Raw genomic sequence first — 16,637 nt, 5'->3', positions numbered from 1 at the left:
TTCTGCGATAAAAGCAACCGGACGGCCCCGCGCTGGCTCATCTAGAGCCCGGAGCCGCCGTGCTAGCGCCAGCACTCAAGCGTCCAATTATGGCCCCAGGCCTTAGGGCAAAGCTGGGCCGCGCAGGGCCCTGAAGTCGACACAGAACAACCAATACTTTTGCCACTCATCCTGCGTTTCCACGCATACTCTCTACCCGTTTCGTATGAAAAAAGTACTTCTATCCACCGCGCTGCTGGCCGTTACGGCCACCGCGGCCCAGGCCCAAAGCCCCTCGTTCGGCATCAAAGCCGGCGCTTCGCTGACAAACTTTGCTGACCGTAGTAATTTTAAAAACAAGCTCGGCTTCAACGGCGGATTCGTGGCCAACCTACCTATTAGCGACGGCTTCTCGATTCAGCCCGAACTATTGTACTCCATGAAGGGCTACAAATTCAGTGCGGATGATGGTTTCGGAGCTCAGGTGGATGGTAGAAAGACGTTACATTACATCGACGTGCCCGTGCTGGCGCGCATTAACGCCGGTGGTTTGTTCTTCGAAGCAGGGCCCCAGTTTGGCTATCTGGTAGCTGCCAAGTTTGCGCAGGACGGCAGCGCTAATTTCCCAGCCGGTTCTTATAGCGTCCGCAGAGACTACAAAATAGTGGATTTTGGCTACGCGGCGGGTTTGGGCTACCAGTTACCTGCTGGGCCAGGCATCGGCTTGCGCTACAATGGTGGTTTTAAGAACATCAGCGAGTACAGCGGTGGCCAAAGCATCCGCAACAGCGCCTTCCAGCTATACCTATCCTACATGTTCGGCGGGAAGTAAGCTGCATCGCGGCAGTGGTACCAGAAAGCCCGTTTTTTTCAGAAAGAACGGGCTTTTTGGGGCCGTTTGAGTTCGGTACTTTCAGTGCTTTCGGCCGGCAGTTGCTTGGGCTTTCCCACTGGAGCAATGGCGCTGGGGGCCCCAATGCCGGCTCCCTAAGCTCGGCTGGGGAGCCCATTATTTTCCAGCCAGAAGCAACCGAATGGGCAAGTATTGGCTCATCCAACGCTCACGCGTGGGGCCTCAGCGCTACCTTAGGGGCCCTGTTGCCCGGATGCTACCCCATCCTATTTTCTCCTTATGAAGCACCTTTTCTGCTGGTTACTACCGGGCTTATGGCTGGGCACGGGTTCTGCGCGGGCTCAAGGGTCCGCGCGCGTCACCATTAGCGGCTACGTGCGCGACCGGGCCACGGGCGAAAACCTCATCGGGGTGGCCGTGGTGCAGGCCGGCACCGGCCTGGGCACCGCCACCAACACCTACGGCTTCTACTCGCTCACGCTGCCCGCCGCGGGCCTCGACTCGCTGCGGCTGGTGACGAGCTACGTGGGCTACGCCCGTGGCCGCTGGGCCGCCCCGGCCACCGGCAGCGCGGGCCACGACTTCCTGCTCGCGCCCGCGGCTAACGAGCTAGCCGGCGTGGAAGTGGTGGCCGACCGCCAGGCAGAGGACCGGGGGCCCCGCAGCACGCGCATGGGCACCATCAATGTGCCCATTGCCCAAATCAAGAGCCTCCCCAAGTTCATGGGCGAAACCGACGTGCTGAAGGTGCTGCAACTGCTGCCCGGCGTGCAGAGCGGCGGCGAGGGCACCAGCGGCCTGTACGTGCGCGGCGGCTCGCCCGACCAGAACCTGATTTTGCTCGATGGCACGCCGGTGTACAACGCCTCCCACCTGTTCGGCTTCTTCTCGGTCTTCAACGCCGATGCGCTCAACAACGTGGAGCTGATCAAGGGCGGTTTTCCGGCGCGCTACGGCGGGCGGCTCTCGTCGGTACTGGATATCTCGATGAAGGAGGGCAACGACCAAGCGTTCCACGGCGAAGGGGCCATCGGGCTGGTGGCCACGCGCATTACGCTGGAGGGCCCCATCAAGAAGGACGTGGCCTCGTTCATCGTCTCGGCCCGACGCACCTACATCGACGTGGTGGCCCGGCCGTTTGTGAAGGCGTAGCTGGCCAATGAAAAGCGTGCCGGCACGCTGGGCTACTACTTCTACGACCTCAACGGCAAGCTCAACTGGAAGCTCAGCAGGCGCGACCGCCTGTACCTGAGCGCCTACCGGGGCTACGACAACTTCTACGCCAACACCCGCGACGCCGACGAGACCCAGTCCACCTACACCCGCTCCGACGTCAACCTCGGCTGGGGCAACCTCACGGGGGCCCTGCGCTGGAACCACGTCGTGAACGACCGGCTGTTTCTGAACACCCACCTCACCTACAGCCAGTACCAGTTCGACGTGGGCCAGGACCGGGAGGACCGCACGGGGGCCCCGGGCCAGGCCGACACCAAAACCACCACCAACAGCCTGCGCTACCTGTCGAACATCCGCGATTTCAGCCTGAAAACGGACTTCGACTACGCCCCATCGCCCGACCACTACGTGCGGTTTGGGGCCCAGCTCACGCGGCACGCGTTCCGGCCCGGGGCCTTCGCCCAAACCGAGCGCTTGGACACGGCCCGGAGCGGCGCAACGTCGGGCAGCCGCGTGCTGGCCACCGAAAGCGCCCTGTACGTGGAGGACGACTACCGCCTCAGCAACCGGCTGAATGTGAACGCCGGCCTGCGCCTGAACGGCTACTTCGTGGACGATAAGTTTTTCCCGTCGGTGGAGCCGCGCCTGGCCGCGCGCTTTATGCTCACCGACGAGTGGGCGCTGAAGGCGGCCTACGCCCGCACCACGCAGTTCATCCACTTGCTCACCAACAGCGGCATCGGCCTGCCCACCGACCTGTGGGTGCCGGCCACGGCGGCGGTGCGGCCCCAGCTGGCGCACCAGTTTAGCCTGGGGGCGGCCCGCACGCTGCGCTACAAGGGGGAGGCTTTCGAGTTCAGCTTCGAGACCTACTACAAGCCCATGCAAAACCTGGTGGAGTACCGCGAGGGGGCCAGCTTTTTGAACACCACCGACAGCGACTGGCAGAGTAAGGTGATCAGCGGCCAGGGCTGGGCCTACGGCGGCGAGCTATTTTTGCAGAAGAAAACCGGCCGCACCACCGGCTGGCTAGGCTACACCCTGGCCTGGAGCACCCGCCGCTTCCCGGAGCTGAACGGGGGCCGCGCGTTCCCCTACAAGTACGACCGGCGCCACGACATTTCCCTGGTTGTCATCCACCATTTCAGCCCCACGCTCACGCTCTCCGGCACGTGGGTGTACGGCACGGGCAACGCCACTACGCTCGCCTCGGGCCGCTTCCAGACGGGGCCCCAGCAGGGCTACAACGACTACGGCGACCGCAACTCGTTCCGCATGGCCGCCTACCACCGCTTCGACCTGGACCTGAGCAAAACCAAGAAAAAGCGCTGGGGCGAAATCGTCAACAGCCTCTCCATCTACAATGTGTACAGCCGCAACAACCCCTACTACCTGTACTTCCAGGCGGCTTACTTCGAAAGTAATGGGACGATGAGCCGGCCGCCCAGCTACCGCCAGGTGTCGCTGTTTCCCATCATCCCATCGGTCAGCAAGGCCTTTAAATTTTGAGCCCCATGAAAACCTTTCTCTGGTTGCTGCTGGCCACCGCGGGGGCCCTGGTCGGCTGCGAGTCGGTGGTGAGCGTGGAGCCGCCGGCCCACACGCCCCGACTGGCCCTCACCTACACCGTAACCAACGGCGTGGCTCGAGCCGGCAACTGGCAATTTTACGGCGATGCCCGCGACCTCTACGTGAGCACCAGCCAGAGCGTGCTGGCTACCAAGAAGCTGGCGGGCCGCACCGACGCCACGGTGGAGCTACGCGACGCCGCCGGGCAAGTGGTGGAGCAGTTCCGAGCCGTAAATCGGGGCCTGTACAACAACGATACATTGCGTGGCTACTACGTGCCCACCCGCGGCTACGTGGGCCAGCCCGGCCAGCGCTACACCCTACGGGCCAGCGCCCCGGGCGTGGAGGCGGTGGAGGCCACGCTTGCCCTACCCGCCCTGCCCACCCTGGGGGCCGGCAGCTTCGTGCCGGATTCGCCCACGTCGTCTTCGCCGTATAACAATCCCACGGGCCGGCTCTCCTTCGCGGTACTCGACGACGCGGCCACCGCTGACTACTACCTGGCCTACGCCCGGGTGCTGGACGCCAACGGCCAGCCCTGGGGCGGCGTGTACCAGGACAATAGCGGCCGCGACAACCAGGGCCCCGACGTCAACCTGAACCGCTTCGACCTGTCCGAGCCCGGCATTTTTTACCAGACGCTGCCCGTGAGCGACGCCGGCCGCAACGGCCAGCGCCTGGTGTACAGCGGCAAGGTGCGGTTTTATTACAACCCGCCGAGCGGCTACGGCAATCATCCTAACCCGCCGGCCCCGGCGTTCATCGAGGTGCTCGTGAGCAGCATCCCGGTCGATACGTACAACTATTACCTGTCGGTACAGCGCTACTACGACACCGAAAACAGCATTTTTGCCGAGCCCGCGCCGCTGCGCTCCAACGTACCGGGCGGCTACGGCCTGTTTGCCGGGGCCAGCGATGTAGTGCTGCGCATTCCACTTTAAATACCATTGGCGCGGGGCTCTGTTTTCCCTCTGAAAGCCCGGCTATACCGGACTTTTTGCGTTTGGTGGCGGGGCCCCGGCGGCCCGCTGGGGCCCCAGTTGGTCAGCCCCCTTACCGGCAGTAGTCACAATTCGGTAACATATCCGCTACCTGATACCCCGCTACCTTTGCCCCCGAACTGCGCTCCGCCCAACCACCAATTCTCTTTATATGTTTGGATTAGAACCCCATGTGTTGCTGCTGCTGGGCGTGTGCCTGCTGGCCGCCTGCGCGTTCGAGTTCGTCAATGGCTTTCACGACACGGCCAACGCCGTGGCCACGGTCATTTATACCAACACGCTACGGCCGTGGGTAGCCGTGGTCTGGTCAGCGTTTTGGAACTTCATCGGCGTGTTTTCGGGCGGCATTGCCGTGGCCATGGGCATCGTGTACCTGCTACCTGTCGAGAGCCTCGTGGACCAGAACGTGTACCACGGCATTGCCATGGTGGGGGCCCTGATTTTGGCCGCTATCGTCTGGAACGTGGGCACCTGGTACTACGGCCTGCCCTCGTCGTCGTCGCACGCCCTCATCGGCTCCATCCTGGGCGTGGGCATTGCGTTTTCGCTGCTGCCGGAAAGCAAGGGCGCGGCCGTGAACTGGAGCAAGGCCGGCGAAACCGGCCTGGCGCTCATCATCGGCCCGCTGCTGGGCTTCACGTTCACCATCGGCATGATGTTCCTGCTCAAACGCTTCGTTAAAAGCAAAGCCATCTTTAAGGAGCCGCACAAACGCAAGCCCCCGCCCCTCTGGATCCGGCTGCTGCTGGTCGTCACGTGCACACTGGTGAGCTTCTTCCACGGCTCGAACGACGGCCAGAAGGGCGTGGGCCTCATCATGCTCATCCTCATCGGCATCGTGCCCACGTTCTACTCCCTCGACCAGAGCAAGAACCCATTGGATTTGCGCGAGTCGCTGACCAAGGTGGAATTCGTGATGGGCCGCGTGAACCGGGCCGAGCTAAGCCCCGCCGATCAAAAACTACTGGCCGAAGTGAACGCCCAGACCGCGGACCTCGACCGCCTGTTTGCCGGCAAAACCGACGTGGCCCAACTACCCAAAAACGCCCGCTTTGAAATCCGCCGCGACCTCCTGCTGGCCGCCAACCGCGCCAAAAAGCTCCTCGGCTCCAATAAGGTGAGCCTCAGCACCCAGGATCGTACCACCTTCGACGGGGCCATTAAGGAGATGAAAACCTTCACCGACTACGCCCCGTGGTGGGTGCTGCTGATGGTCTCGCTGTCGCTGGCCTGCGGCACCATGATCGGCTGGCAGCGCATCGTGACGACCATCGGCGAGCGCATTGGCAAGGAGCACCTCAACTACGCCCAGGGCGCCAGCTCCGAGCTGGTGGCCGCCGCTATGATCGGGGCCAGCACGGCTTTCGGCCTGGCTTCTTCCACCACGCAGGTGCTCTCATCGGCCATCGCCGGCAGCATGGTGGCCAACCGCGGCATCAAAAACCTCAACCCCCAGATGGTGCGCAACATCGCCCTGGCCTGGGTGCTCACCGTGCCCGTCACGATGGTGCTCTCCGGGCTCCTGTTCCTGCTCTTCCGCGCCGTGCTGGGCTAAGGCCCCCGCGCCCCGTGGGGCCCCTAAACACACCAACGCCCGGCCACTTTCGAGTGCGCCGGGCGTTGTCGTAAATAAGCGAATAGGGCCCCGGAGCTACGGGTTGGGCCAGGTTGTTTTTTTGAAGGGCGTACCCAGCGAAGCCTGCGTCCGCCCCGGGCAAGGATCATCCACCACGGTAAAATTAACCTCGTCCTTCTTGATTTTGTAGGCCCAGGTACCGGGCGTCTGGGTATCGCAGGGGCTGCCGCCGCTTATTTTTTGCCAGACAAATTGGTTGTTGCCCTTCTGCGTGTAGTGCATGGTTTCGGCCAGCTGCTTGCTGTCTTTAACGAACATGAACACCGTGTCCTGCTTGAACTGCAAAACGATTTCGACGGGCTCAGGAATGCTGGCGATGCCCACCCAGGTGGTGCCGGCCAGGGACTTCTGCGCCTGGGCGGGCAGGGCCCCGGCGCACGCAAACAAAACGGGCAAGCAACAAAGAACTTTTGGCAGTCGTCTAATTTATGGTGATTTGCAAAATCATTAAAGCTTATTCGGCGTAGTTAGCGAGTTTCGCGTGGACAGGTGCGCGATAGGCGCGGTGCGGGCTGCGCACGCGCAGGTTGTGCAGCCCACAGGCCACGACCATGACCGTATCGCGCACCCATTCGCCGCGCAAGCGGATAGTGCCCTGCACCATGTGCAGGCGCTTGATACCGCTGTGCGCGTGTTCGATAACGACGCGCAACGGACTCAGCAACTGGTTATACAGCTTTTGGGCAAACGTCAACTCCCGCTTCGGCGGCTTCTTGTGGGGCATCTCCACCACGACCCCGGTCGGGGCGTGGCCCAGCAAGCCCAAATCCTGCCGTAACACGCAGCCCGCCGGTAGGTGCAGCGCGTACTCGTCGGCCAGTTTTTTGTCGTGCGCTCGCCCGCTTTCCGTAGCCGAGAGAAAATGCACGTACTGCGTGGAATCGCATAAGGTCATGTTTTTCACGCGGTGCGCTTTTTTTTGGCGCTGTACTCCTCCGCCTGGGCCTCCCGGTCCGTGTTACGTGGTACGCCCCGCTCGACCCCGTCGTAGGCAAAGACCGGCTCCGGGTGGTTAGCCAGGCGCTGAGCCAACTCGCCGCCGTCGCGCACGGGCAGCAGCCCGCGCCGGGCCAGCACCTGGTTGAGCACGCCCAGCAGGGCGGTAGCCAAGTGGCTGACGCGCGCTTGCGAAATGCCAAAGCTGGCGGCCTGGTGCTCTTGCAAGGCGTTGCTTTTGAGGTAGGTGAGCAGAAAAAAGAGCTTTATATCGCTGCCCGCCAGCACAGCGTTGGCCCGCTCGCGGTGGGCGGGGAACGCCCGTTGGGTTCCTTCCAGGGTGTGGTAGCGGTGGTGGCGCTCCCAGGCCGGGGCAAAGTCGGTCAGCAAGTCGTCAAACTCCGCCGCTCGCAGGCTGGTCAGGGCCAGAAACTGGCGGGGCCGCTCGCGCAAACTCAGGTAATCCATAGCCAAATTTACGCCTCGCCTACGGGCAGTAACTTAACACACACTTCCGAATTAGCTTTATTAATCAGACTTAGAATTTATTTTTATTTCATGCATAAATAATTGATTAACAATATATTTATCCAATAATTTTTCCTCAAAATCATTATATTAAATAACGAGTTTAGCACCTTGGTTTAGACCATTGCCGAACTTTTTTCATAGCAAAAGCTAGGTGAATGGTTAACGATCAGAAAATATATATTTAAATATATTTTCTGATAAAACTACTCCGCTATCACCCGCCCGATGGCCCGTTGCAGTATCGTTTTCGGTTGCTGCCCCAGCAGAAAGAGGCTGCCCGGTTCAGCGGACAGCCTCTTTTGCTTTTGGGCCGGCGGGTGGAAGAAAACGTTGACCACTAACATTCAAATCCAACGGTAAACAGGCCGTTTTCACCTAGTTATCCACTTATCCACAGCGAAAAAGGGCTATTTTGTGGATAACCTAGGGAACCTATTTGGGCCACTGTACTTCCAGCTCGTCGTTGATGAATACGCCGAAGTTGACGAACTGCAGCAAGCCCTCGTCGAAATACAAATCAATCATCGATTGCTCATAGCTCAGGCGCATCTCGCCACCATCCATGGTTTCCACTTCCGCGTCGGCCACGCCGTTGCGCTGCATCAGCTCCTGGATCTTTTCGAGCGGCTGGCCCTGGATGATTTCGCCGAAAAGGCGCATGTTGGGGTTGTCGGTTTCGATGCAGCTCAGGCGAAAGTCGTCCTCGCGGTCGAAGTACAGCGACACGAGGTATTCCTCCTCGTGGTACACCCACTCCTGGTGCTCAAACTCGTCTTCGTCTTCCGATTCCTCGATTTCCTCGGGCTCGCCCACCAGGGTGCGCACCTCGTCCATGGTGGCACCGAAGCGCAGCAGGCCCATGCCGGTGCCCAGGGTAATTTCGTTTTCCTCGATGCTGGAGGGCTGAATGGTTGCCATTGGGCTGGTAAGTAAAAGTGATGCGCAAAGGTAAGAACGGGGCGCGGGGCCCCGGCGTTGGCCCGGGGGCCCCGGCTACTTGCCGTAGCGGGCGATGAAAGCGTCTTTCTGGCGCACGTAGTCGGGGTGGGCCCTGGCCTCGTCCCACTCCCGGCCGAAGATTTCGGCGGCGGCAATTTTGTCGGGGTCGGGCGCGGCGGTGCGGGGCAGCTCGGCGCGGCCGTGGGCCCCGGACTGGCCTTTTTTGCTAGCGGGTACGGGGCCGGCGTATTTCTTGCCACCGCGGTGGTTGGCGTAGCGCCGGGCCCGGGTGAAGCCCATCTGCAAAAACTTGCGCGCCATGTCGGCCCCCACAAAGTCGTCGGCCTTCAAATACGCCTCGAACAGGCCCCAAATAGCTTCCGACGAGGCCATGGCCGCCGCCGCGTCTTTGAAGCGCCAGTGGGGCAGGATTTCGCCCTTGTAGGGCTGCACCAGCAGTACGCCCTGCTCGCCGCGCCCCACGCGGTACAGTTCGGGGTGCTGGCGGAAATCAACGGCAGCGAAATCGAGGGTGTAATCGAACGGCATTGGGGGGCCCGATGGGGATAAAGTGGATAAGTACGGGGATAACCGCGTTTGGGAGTCAGTGTAGGGGCGGGGCTTGCCCCCGCCCGTCGTTGAACGGAATCGGTGGATTGGCGCAAACGCCCAGGCGGGGGCAGGCCCCGCCCCTACACTGCTTTCGAAACCGCACTAACCGCCCGGCCGGGGCCCTCGGCCAACCCAGCCCGGGGGCCACGGCCGGCGGGCCAAGCCGAAGCGGGAGCCGGGAGTTTTCCACCTGGATAAACTTTGACTAAATTTTTTTCTAAAAAAACCCTTTCTATTTCCAGTTATTAGGGACGTTAACAAGTGGACAACTCGGCGGGGTTATCCACCGTGCGGATAACTTGTGGGTAATATGGGGGTTTTCCACCGGATATCCACCGGCAATGTGGATATCATTAATCTGTAAATCAGCGTGTTGATTCGATTTTCCACCTATCCCCACGTTCTCCACATACGCACAATCCACCGGGCGGGGCCGTTGGGGATTGGGCATATCTGGTGGGGGAGTTATCCCCGGTTGTCCCCAGGCCGCGCGCCCTGTACGGGGGCCCTCCCCCACCAAATAAAGTTGTGCGCATGTTATCCACCTGTGTTCGGTGGGTTTCCCCCAGGTTATCCACCAAAACGGGGCCCCGAGCAAAGGGATGTGGATAAGCCGGTGGAAAACGGGTGGATTACCGCTCAAAAATGGCCTCAGTAACTGGAAATAGCCTAAAGTTATCCACTAATGTGGACTGCTATGGCTAAAACACCACGGGTTCTTCGATTTCGAAGTTCGAGCGCATCTGGAACACCTTGGGGAGCAAGAGCACCGGCTCGGGGGGCGTGAGCAGGTCGGGGTTGCCGCCTTCCCAGCGGCCGTCGCCGTTGGCATCCACGAGCACGCGCAGGCGGTACTTGCCGGGGGCCACGTGCTCGAAGCGGTACTTGCCTGAGGGCGAGGCCAGGGCCTGCACCACCTCGTACTTGTCGTTGAGCAGTTGCAAAACGAAGCTTTTACGCGCGGTCTTGACGGTGCCGAACAGCGTGCCGTCGGGGTCTACTTCGCCGGGCTCGAAGCGCACGGGGCGGCGGGGCCAGCGCAGGGCCTGCCCGGTTACGGGCAGCAGGGCGGTGCTGTCAAGCACGAGTTCGACGCGGTTTTTGGCCTGGGTGTTCAGCAGCACCGTCAGCTCGGTGCGGGCGGCGTTGAAGGTGCCGTCGGCGGGCAGGCGCAGGGGGCGGCGGCGCACCGAGTCCTCCACCAGCGTGCCCACCGGCCGGCCGGCCACGGCCAGTATCGGCACCGGAAATTGCAGCCGCACGCGGCCCTGGCGGTACACGCTGCGGGGGTTGCCCTCCACGATGTAGGCCAGCGGCGCCGCGGTCTTGCGGGCGGCGGCGCCGGGCACCGGGAAGCGCACGGCCAGCGTGTCATGCGCCACGTTGCCGCTGCTGTCGGTGGCCGTGAGCAGGTAGCGGCCGTCGGCCAGGCCCGGCGACTTGAAGAGCAGCACGTTGCGGCTCGCATCGGTGAGCTGCACGGCCTCGGGGGCGGGGGTGCGGGCGGGGTCGGGGGCGGGCAGCGGGGCCAGGGCGGCGGCGGCCAGCCCTTCGTTGAAGACCACGCGTAGCACGTTGGGCCCCGGGGTTTGGGTGGTGAGCAGCGGCGGCCGGCGGTCGGGTCGGGTCAGCTGCAGGTCGGCCACGAGGGGCGTGGGGCCCACCACCACGGGCGCGGGTAGGTAGCCGATTCGCTCGCCCTCGTCGAAGCGGTTGTTGGTGTTTTTATCCACGAAGGCGTAGAGCCGGTACGCGCCCGCCCGCAGAAAGCCCAGGTTATAAAGGCCTTTTTTGTCGGTGCGGGTGAGGTAATAGGGCCGGCCGCGGCGCACGCCGGCCGTATCGGCCACGCGGAATAAGGCCACGCTGGCGTCGAGGGTGGGCAGGGCCGTGAGCAGGTCCGTGACGGTGCCGCGCACGGCCCCGGAGTCGAGTATCGCCCCGGTGCTGAAGCTCAACCGGGCATTTTTGGCTGGCAGGCTCTCTGTGATGTCTACCACCGCATTGCGGAAGTTGAAGCTGTAGGTGGTGCTGTCGGCCAGCGGCTTTTCGAAAAGCAGCGTGACGGTGTTGCGGTCCTCGCGCAATTTGTAGTTGTTGTCGGGCGGCAGCTGGGGCGTGATAAGCAGGTTCTTACTCAACTCCTTCACCTGCACATACTCCGAAAATACGAGCCGCACCGACTGCAATTTCACGTTGCGGGCCGCGCTGTCGGGCACGCTGCTGATGAGGCGCGGGGACGTCACGTCGCGGGGGCCCCCCTGGGGCGGGGCCACGGCTGCGCAGCTCGCCAGGGCCCCCAGGGCCGCCACGGCCAGCCATCGTTCTACGCGAAAAGCCATGATTATTTTGGTCGTCAGCAATTGGTATTTAGTAGAGTCGGCACTGAATTAGAAAGAAAGCAGCACGTTGTGCAGCGCACAGCGAAGCATATTTTCCGCGTAACTAATCATGATTACTGGCGCCGGAAAGATGTTTCGCTGTGCGCTGCATGACGTTCTTTTATATGCGGTTTTCTATTTAGGAATAACTCCCTCCGCCCGTCCCGCTACGTAGAGCAGGCTCGAATATTGCCCTTCGTGCCGGGCCGCGGCGCGGTTGGAGGCGTAGCCCAGGCGCAGGGCCCGCAGCAGGCGGCCGGCCCCGCCGGTGGCAGGCTCGCTCAGCAGGCTCACGTAGTAGGCGTCGAGGGGCATGGGCAGGGTGGCGCGCAGGGCCAGCCGGTGCTTTTTGAGCAGCCGGGCCATGGTGGCGGGCACGAAGTGGTAGAGGTGGCGAGGCACGTCGTAGGCCGCCCACCGGGCCCCGTAGTGCCGGGCGTCGAAGCTGGCCGCGTTGGGTACGGCGATGAGCAGCACGCCGCCCGGCCGCAGCAGCCGCACGAGCTGGGCCAGGGTTTCGTTGAGGGCATGCACGTGCTCAAGCACGTGCCAGAGGGTGATGGCGTCGAACGAGCCTGCTTTCAGCGTCGCCAAATCCTCGGGGGCCCCAATGGGCTGGCCCACGCGCCGGGTGGCTTCGGCGCGGGCGGCGGCGTTGGGTTCGAGGCCGGCCACTTGCCAGCCGGCGCCCCGGGCCGCGGCCAAAAAGTGGCCCGTGCCGCAGCCGTAGTCCAGCACGCGGCCGCGCTGGGGGGCGTAGCGGCCCAGCAGGCGTACTTTGCTGCGCATGGTGAACACTCGCGCCAGGCGGTACACCTGGTTCACGAGGCCGGCGGCCCCGCTGTTGTGCGACACGTAGGCCGCCGATTCGTAGTAGCGCCCAATGTCAGCGGGCCCCGGGCGCGGGTTGGTAAACTGAAACCCGCAGGCCACGCACTCTACCACGGCGAAGCTCTCGTGGCTCACGGTGCGGTCTTCCACCACCAGCTTGTTGCGAAACTCGGTTTTGCCGCAAACCGGGCATTTTTCTATTTTCTCGTAGTTCACAGGCTGTGCAAATTGGGGAGCGGGCTGCGCGGAGCCGGCCGGACAAAGCCCGGGCCACGCCCGCCGCAACGCGACGCCTAACGCGGCAAAGGTAAACGGGCGGGCCGGGCGGCCGGGGCCCCACCGCTTGCGGGGCCCCGGCCGCCCGGCCCGGGAGTGCAACCGCCGCCTAGCGGTTCAAATACACCATCAGCACCGACACGTCGGCCGGCGAGATGCCGCTGATGCGGCTGGCCTGGCCCAGCGTTTCGGGCTGAATCTTCAGTAGCTTTTCGCGGGCCTCGTGGCTGAGGGCGGGCATGGCCTTGTAGTCGAGCCGACCCTGAATGACGAAGTTTTCCAGCTCCAGCATCCGGACGGCCTGCTGCTGCTCCTTCACCAGATAGCTCTCGTACTTGATGCCGATGACAGCCTGCTCCAGCGCCTCGGCGTCGAAGCCGGCCAGGGCCTCGGCCAGCGCGGGCAGGGCCCCGGCTAAGTCGGCCAGCTCCAGGTTGGGGCGGCGCAGCAGGTTGATGGCGCGGGTGCGCTCGTGGATTTCGGCCGAGCCCAGGGCCCCCAGCAGCGGGTTGATGGCGGGGGCCTCGATGGCAAAATCCCTCAGCAGCTCGGTCGCTTCGGTGGCCTGCGCCTGCTTGCGCTGCACCCGCACCAGGCGCTCGTCCGAGGCCAGCCCGAGGGCGTGGCCCAGCGGCGTGAGGCGCAGGTCGGCGTTGTCCTGGCGCAGCAGCAGGCGGTGCTCGGCGCGGCTCGTGAACATGCGGTAGGGCTCGTCGGTGCCCTTGTTTACGAGGTCGTCAATCAGCACGCCGATGTAGGCCTCGCTGCGCGAAAGCACGAACGGCTCGCGGCCCTGCACCTTGTTATGGGCGTTGATGCCGGCCATCAGGCCCTGGCAGGCGGCTTCCTCGTAGCCGGTGGTGCCGTTGATCTGGCCCGCGAAGTAGAGGCCCGCTACCTGCTTGGTTTCCAGGGTAGCGCGCAGCTGCGTGGGCGGGAAGTAGTCGTACTCGATGGCGTAGCCGGGGCGGAACATCTTGGCATTTTCGAAGCCCACGATAGCGCGCAGGGCCCGGTACTGCACGTCCTCGGGCAGGCTGCTCGAAAAGCCGTTCACGTAGCACTCCACGGTACTCCAACCCTCGGGCTCCACAAAAATCTGGTGGCGGTCCTTGTCGGCAAAGCGGTTGATTTTGTCCTCCACGCTCGGGCAGTACCGGGGCCCCAGGCCCTTGATGCGGCCCTGGAACATGGGCGACTTCTCGAACCCTTCGCGCAAAATATCATGCACCCGCTCGTTGGTGTACGTGATGTAGCAGGGCAGCTGCTGGGCCAGCGGCTCGGTATCCAGGTACGAGAACTTGCCGGGCACGGCGTCGCCGGCCTGCACTTCCATTTTGGAATAGTCCAGGCTGCGGCCGTCCACGCGGGGCGGGGTGCCGGTTTTCATGCGCCCGGCCTCGAAGCCCAGCGCCACCAGCTGCTCCGTCAGGCCGCGGCTGCCGTTCTCGGCCGCCCGCCCGCCGCCGAAGTTTTTCTCGCCGATGTGGATGAGCCCGTTCAGAAATGTACCGTTAGTGAGTACCACCGCCGGGGCCCTGAACTCGATACCGAGCTGGGTGACGATGCCCGCCACGGCCCCGTTTTCCACCAGCAGGCCCGTTACCGATTCCTGCCAGAAATCCACGTTCGGGATGCCTTCCAGGGCCAGGCGCCAGGCTTCGGCGAAGCGCATCCGGTCGCTCTGCGCGCGCGGGCTCCACATAGCGGGGCCCTTCGAGCGGTTCAGCATCCGGAACTGAATCATGGTTTGGTCGGTGATGAGCCCCGATTGGCCGCCCAGCGCGTCGATTTCGCGCACAATCTGGCCCTTGGCCACGCCGCCCATCGCCGGGTTGCACGACATCTGGGCGATGGTGTTCAGGTTCATGGTGGCCAGCAGCACCCGCGAGCCCAGGCGGGCGGCGGCGGCGGCGGCCTCGCAGCCGGCGTGGCCGGCGCCCACTACAATCACGTCGTATTCGGAGGAAGGAAACATATCGCGCGAAGTTTCGCTGAGTTTAAAAATTAAGTTTCGGCAAGGCCGCCGCTTTCGCCAAGGCCGCCGCGCCAAGTGGGCCGGCCGAAATTGAAACCAAAGTTTTGCGAAACTTAATTTCAACTTCGCGGCACTTTGCGCGAAAAAGCCGCTACCCGTTTCAATTAAAACGAGTTGCGGCCTCCAAATTTATTGCAGCGGGCAAAGAGCGCAACTAGCTCAAAACGTGCGCAAAGATACGCAATGGCTTTACGCCACGCTGCCGGGGCCCTCCCGCGCCAGCCAATCGGCCACAATGGCTGCCGACTGTTGCGCCACTACTTCCCAGGAGAAAAGCGGCCACTGGCGGCTGTAGCAATCAAAGACTTCGGTGGCCGCCGGGCAGGCCCACAGCTTGTAGTCGAATTTGGGGTAGCCGTGCACCACGTAGCCGGGGTAGTAGTACGTTTTCTGCTGCTGCTGGGCGTGCGCTATTTTCAACAGCATCAGGTACTTGCCCAGGCTGTACTGGCGGTAAGCCGGGTGGTAGAAGTTGACGATGCCAGCAATGCTGTCTACGCCCTGGTCGAAGATGCCGGCCGCCACCAGCAACTCGCCGTCGCGCACTTCCACAATTGCCGTGTTGAACACCGAATGCATCGTTTTTTCGGCAAGCAGCAGCTCGGCAAGATTTGGCGAAGCCTCAAAATCAAGGGATTGATGGTAAAGGCTATACAGCGTCTCGTATTCCGCCGTGAGGCGAAACGGTCGCACCGCCATCGAAAACGCCGCGTTGCGCCGCAGCAAGTGGCGCTGCTTGGGGCCGAACTGCACGTCGCGCAGCATCACGCGCAGCCAGTGCACTGTGTAGAGCTGGTCGTCGTGGGGCAAAAACTGGCAGGTGAACAGGTCCTGCCGCATCCGGTAGTAGCCCTGGCCCAGGTAATAGTCCAGGGTGGCGCCGGGAATTACGAGCGGCATGGCAGGCAAATAAACGGGCCCGGGGCCCCTAAAACGTGCGCAGCGACAGGCAATGGTCTTCCTTGGCGCGCATGGCCGTTTGGCTCAGTAGGTCCTTGTCGTGGTAGCCCAGCAGGTGCAGCACGCCGTGAATCATCACGCGGTGCAGCTCGTCGCGGAAGCTGATGCCTAAGTCGTTGGCGTTGTCGGCTACCCGTTCGGTGCTGATAAAAATGTCGCCTTCCAGAATGTCCGAATCGTCGGCGTTGTCGAAGGTGATGACGTCGGTGAGCGTGTCGTGGCCGAGGTACTCCACGTTCATGCGGTGCAGGTACTCGTCCGAGCAGAAGATGTACGTGAGCTGCACAATGCGGTGCTCGTGCACTTCGGCCACGCGCTCAATCCAGTCCACCAGCTCCTCGGCGTCGGCCAGCGCAAAGTTAGGCGCGTCCTCCACCATGAACTCGATGCCGGGGGCCTCGTGGTGCAGGGGCCCCGGCGGAAACGAATCGGAATCGGGCGGCTCTACGGGCGGGGCAGTGTTCACGCGGCGGCGGTGGGCGAGGTTTCGGCGGGTGCCAGCTGGAACGTCAGCTCCACGCGGCGGCCTTCTTTGCTGAACTCCACCGCATCGGCCAGGTGGCGGATGAGAAAGATGCCGCGGCCGCCGGGGTTTTCGAGGTTTTCGGGGGCCGTGGGGTCGTCCAGATTCTCAGGGTTGAAGCCCGTGCCTTCGTCCTCAATCTCAAACTTGAGCTGGTTGGGCTGCACGTACAGCGAGAGGTACACGTTTTTGTCCTTATCAAATTTATTGCCGTGGCGGATGGCGTTGTTCACCGCTTCAGTCACGGCCACCATGATGTTGCCGTAGATATCGTCCTCAATCTGAAAGGTATCCTTCGAGTTATCGATGAAGCTCTCCACCACGCGAATGTTCTCGACCAGCGACGGAATCTGGATTTTTACTTGTTTCATATAGTAAAGGGCAAAGGAGAGTGAC

General features: G+C 62.7%; 16 protein-coding genes. 5 read left to right on the top strand and 11 right to left on the bottom strand.

The window, feature by feature from the left end:
- The first annotated feature begins 205 nt into the window (after window positions 1–205).
- The 5 genes from DDQ68_RS15360 (at window position 206) to DDQ68_RS15345 (ending at window position 6,133) form a co-directional block, all read left to right on the top strand.
- Window positions 206–811 carry a porin family protein gene (locus DDQ68_RS15360; protein WP_109657092.1) on the top strand — a complete coding sequence of 202 codons (606 nt, stop codon included), beginning with the start codon at window positions 206–208 and terminating at the stop codon, window positions 809–811.
- Window positions 812–1,111: 300 nt separating this feature from the next.
- On the top strand, window positions 1,112–1,984 hold the full coding sequence (locus DDQ68_RS23990; protein WP_245897064.1) for a TonB-dependent receptor: 873 nt from the start codon (window positions 1,112–1,114) through the stop codon (window positions 1,982–1,984).
- Window positions 1,985–3,517 carry a TonB-dependent receptor plug domain-containing protein gene (locus tag DDQ68_RS23985; protein ID WP_342767451.1) on the top strand — a complete coding sequence of 511 codons (1,533 nt, stop codon included), beginning with the start codon at window positions 1,985–1,987 and terminating at the stop codon, window positions 3,515–3,517. It abuts the gene before it with no gap.
- Window positions 3,518–3,522: 5 nt separating this feature from the next.
- Window positions 3,523–4,518, top strand: coding sequence for a DUF4249 family protein (locus DDQ68_RS15350; RefSeq protein WP_109657091.1), 996 nt, complete (start codon window positions 3,523–3,525; stop codon window positions 4,516–4,518).
- A 211-nt stretch (window positions 4,519–4,729) separates the two neighbouring features.
- Complete coding sequence (locus tag DDQ68_RS15345) at window positions 4,730–6,133, top strand: inorganic phosphate transporter (RefSeq protein ID WP_109657090.1); 1,404 nt, start codon at window positions 4,730–4,732, stop codon at window positions 6,131–6,133.
- Window positions 6,134–6,229: 96 nt separating this feature from the next.
- On the opposite strand, the gene DDQ68_RS15340 is transcribed toward DDQ68_RS15345, so the two are convergent.
- From DDQ68_RS15340 to DDQ68_RS15290, 11 genes are all read right to left on the bottom strand, one after another.
- Window positions 6,230–6,610: a hypothetical protein gene (locus DDQ68_RS15340; protein ID WP_162550151.1), complete on the bottom strand. Its 381-nt coding sequence runs from the start codon at window positions 6,608–6,610 to the stop codon at window positions 6,230–6,232.
- A 58-nt stretch (window positions 6,611–6,668) separates the two neighbouring features.
- Window positions 6,669–7,109, bottom strand: coding sequence for a transposase family protein (locus DDQ68_RS15335; RefSeq protein ID WP_109654769.1), 441 nt, complete (start codon window positions 7,107–7,109; stop codon window positions 6,669–6,671).
- A gap of 5 nt (window positions 7,110–7,114) precedes the next feature.
- On the bottom strand, window positions 7,115–7,618 hold the full coding sequence (locus tag DDQ68_RS15330; RefSeq protein ID WP_109654768.1) for a transposase family protein: 504 nt from the start codon (window positions 7,616–7,618) through the stop codon (window positions 7,115–7,117).
- 495 nt (window positions 7,619–8,113) lie between these two features.
- On the bottom strand, window positions 8,114–8,599 hold the full coding sequence (locus DDQ68_RS15325; RefSeq protein WP_109657088.1) for a hypothetical protein: 486 nt from the start codon (window positions 8,597–8,599) through the stop codon (window positions 8,114–8,116).
- Window positions 8,600–8,674: 75 nt separating this feature from the next.
- Window positions 8,675–9,169, bottom strand: a complete 495-nt coding sequence (locus DDQ68_RS15320) for a DUF4385 domain-containing protein (protein ID WP_109657087.1) — start codon at window positions 9,167–9,169, stop codon at window positions 8,675–8,677.
- A gap of 764 nt (window positions 9,170–9,933) precedes the next feature.
- Complete coding sequence (locus tag DDQ68_RS15315) at window positions 9,934–11,574, bottom strand: Ig-like domain-containing domain (protein ID WP_162550150.1); 1,641 nt, start codon at window positions 11,572–11,574, stop codon at window positions 9,934–9,936.
- A gap of 174 nt (window positions 11,575–11,748) precedes the next feature.
- Window positions 11,749–12,660: a methyltransferase domain-containing protein gene (locus DDQ68_RS15310; RefSeq protein ID WP_109657085.1), complete on the bottom strand. Its 912-nt coding sequence runs from the start codon at window positions 12,658–12,660 to the stop codon at window positions 11,749–11,751.
- Between the two features lie 169 nt (window positions 12,661–12,829).
- Complete coding sequence (gene mnmG / locus DDQ68_RS15305; protein WP_109657084.1) at window positions 12,830–14,698, bottom strand: tRNA uridine-5-carboxymethylaminomethyl(34) synthesis enzyme MnmG; 1,869 nt, start codon at window positions 14,696–14,698, stop codon at window positions 12,830–12,832.
- Between the two features lie 249 nt (window positions 14,699–14,947).
- Window positions 14,948–15,658 (bottom strand): GNAT family N-acetyltransferase, encoded by a 711-nt coding sequence (locus DDQ68_RS15300; RefSeq protein WP_245897063.1) that lies wholly within the window; start codon window positions 15,656–15,658, stop codon window positions 14,948–14,950.
- A gap of 28 nt (window positions 15,659–15,686) precedes the next feature.
- Entirely contained in the window at window positions 15,687–16,184 is a 498-nt protein-coding gene (gene ybeY / locus DDQ68_RS15295) for an rRNA maturation RNase YbeY (protein WP_245897062.1), read from the bottom strand.
- Window positions 16,181–16,612: an ATP-binding protein gene (locus tag DDQ68_RS15290; RefSeq protein WP_109657083.1), complete on the bottom strand. Its 432-nt coding sequence runs from the start codon at window positions 16,610–16,612 to the stop codon at window positions 16,181–16,183. Before DDQ68_RS15290 ends, ybeY begins: the two co-directional genes overlap by 4 nt.
- Window positions 16,613–16,637 lie beyond the last annotated feature (25 nt).

Source organism: Hymenobacter nivis (assembly GCF_003149515.1).
GTDB lineage: Bacteria > Bacteroidota > Bacteroidia > Cytophagales > Hymenobacteraceae > Hymenobacter > Hymenobacter nivis.
Note: the sequence above shows the minus strand (reverse complement) of the source record. Positions and strands in the feature narration are given on the sequence as shown.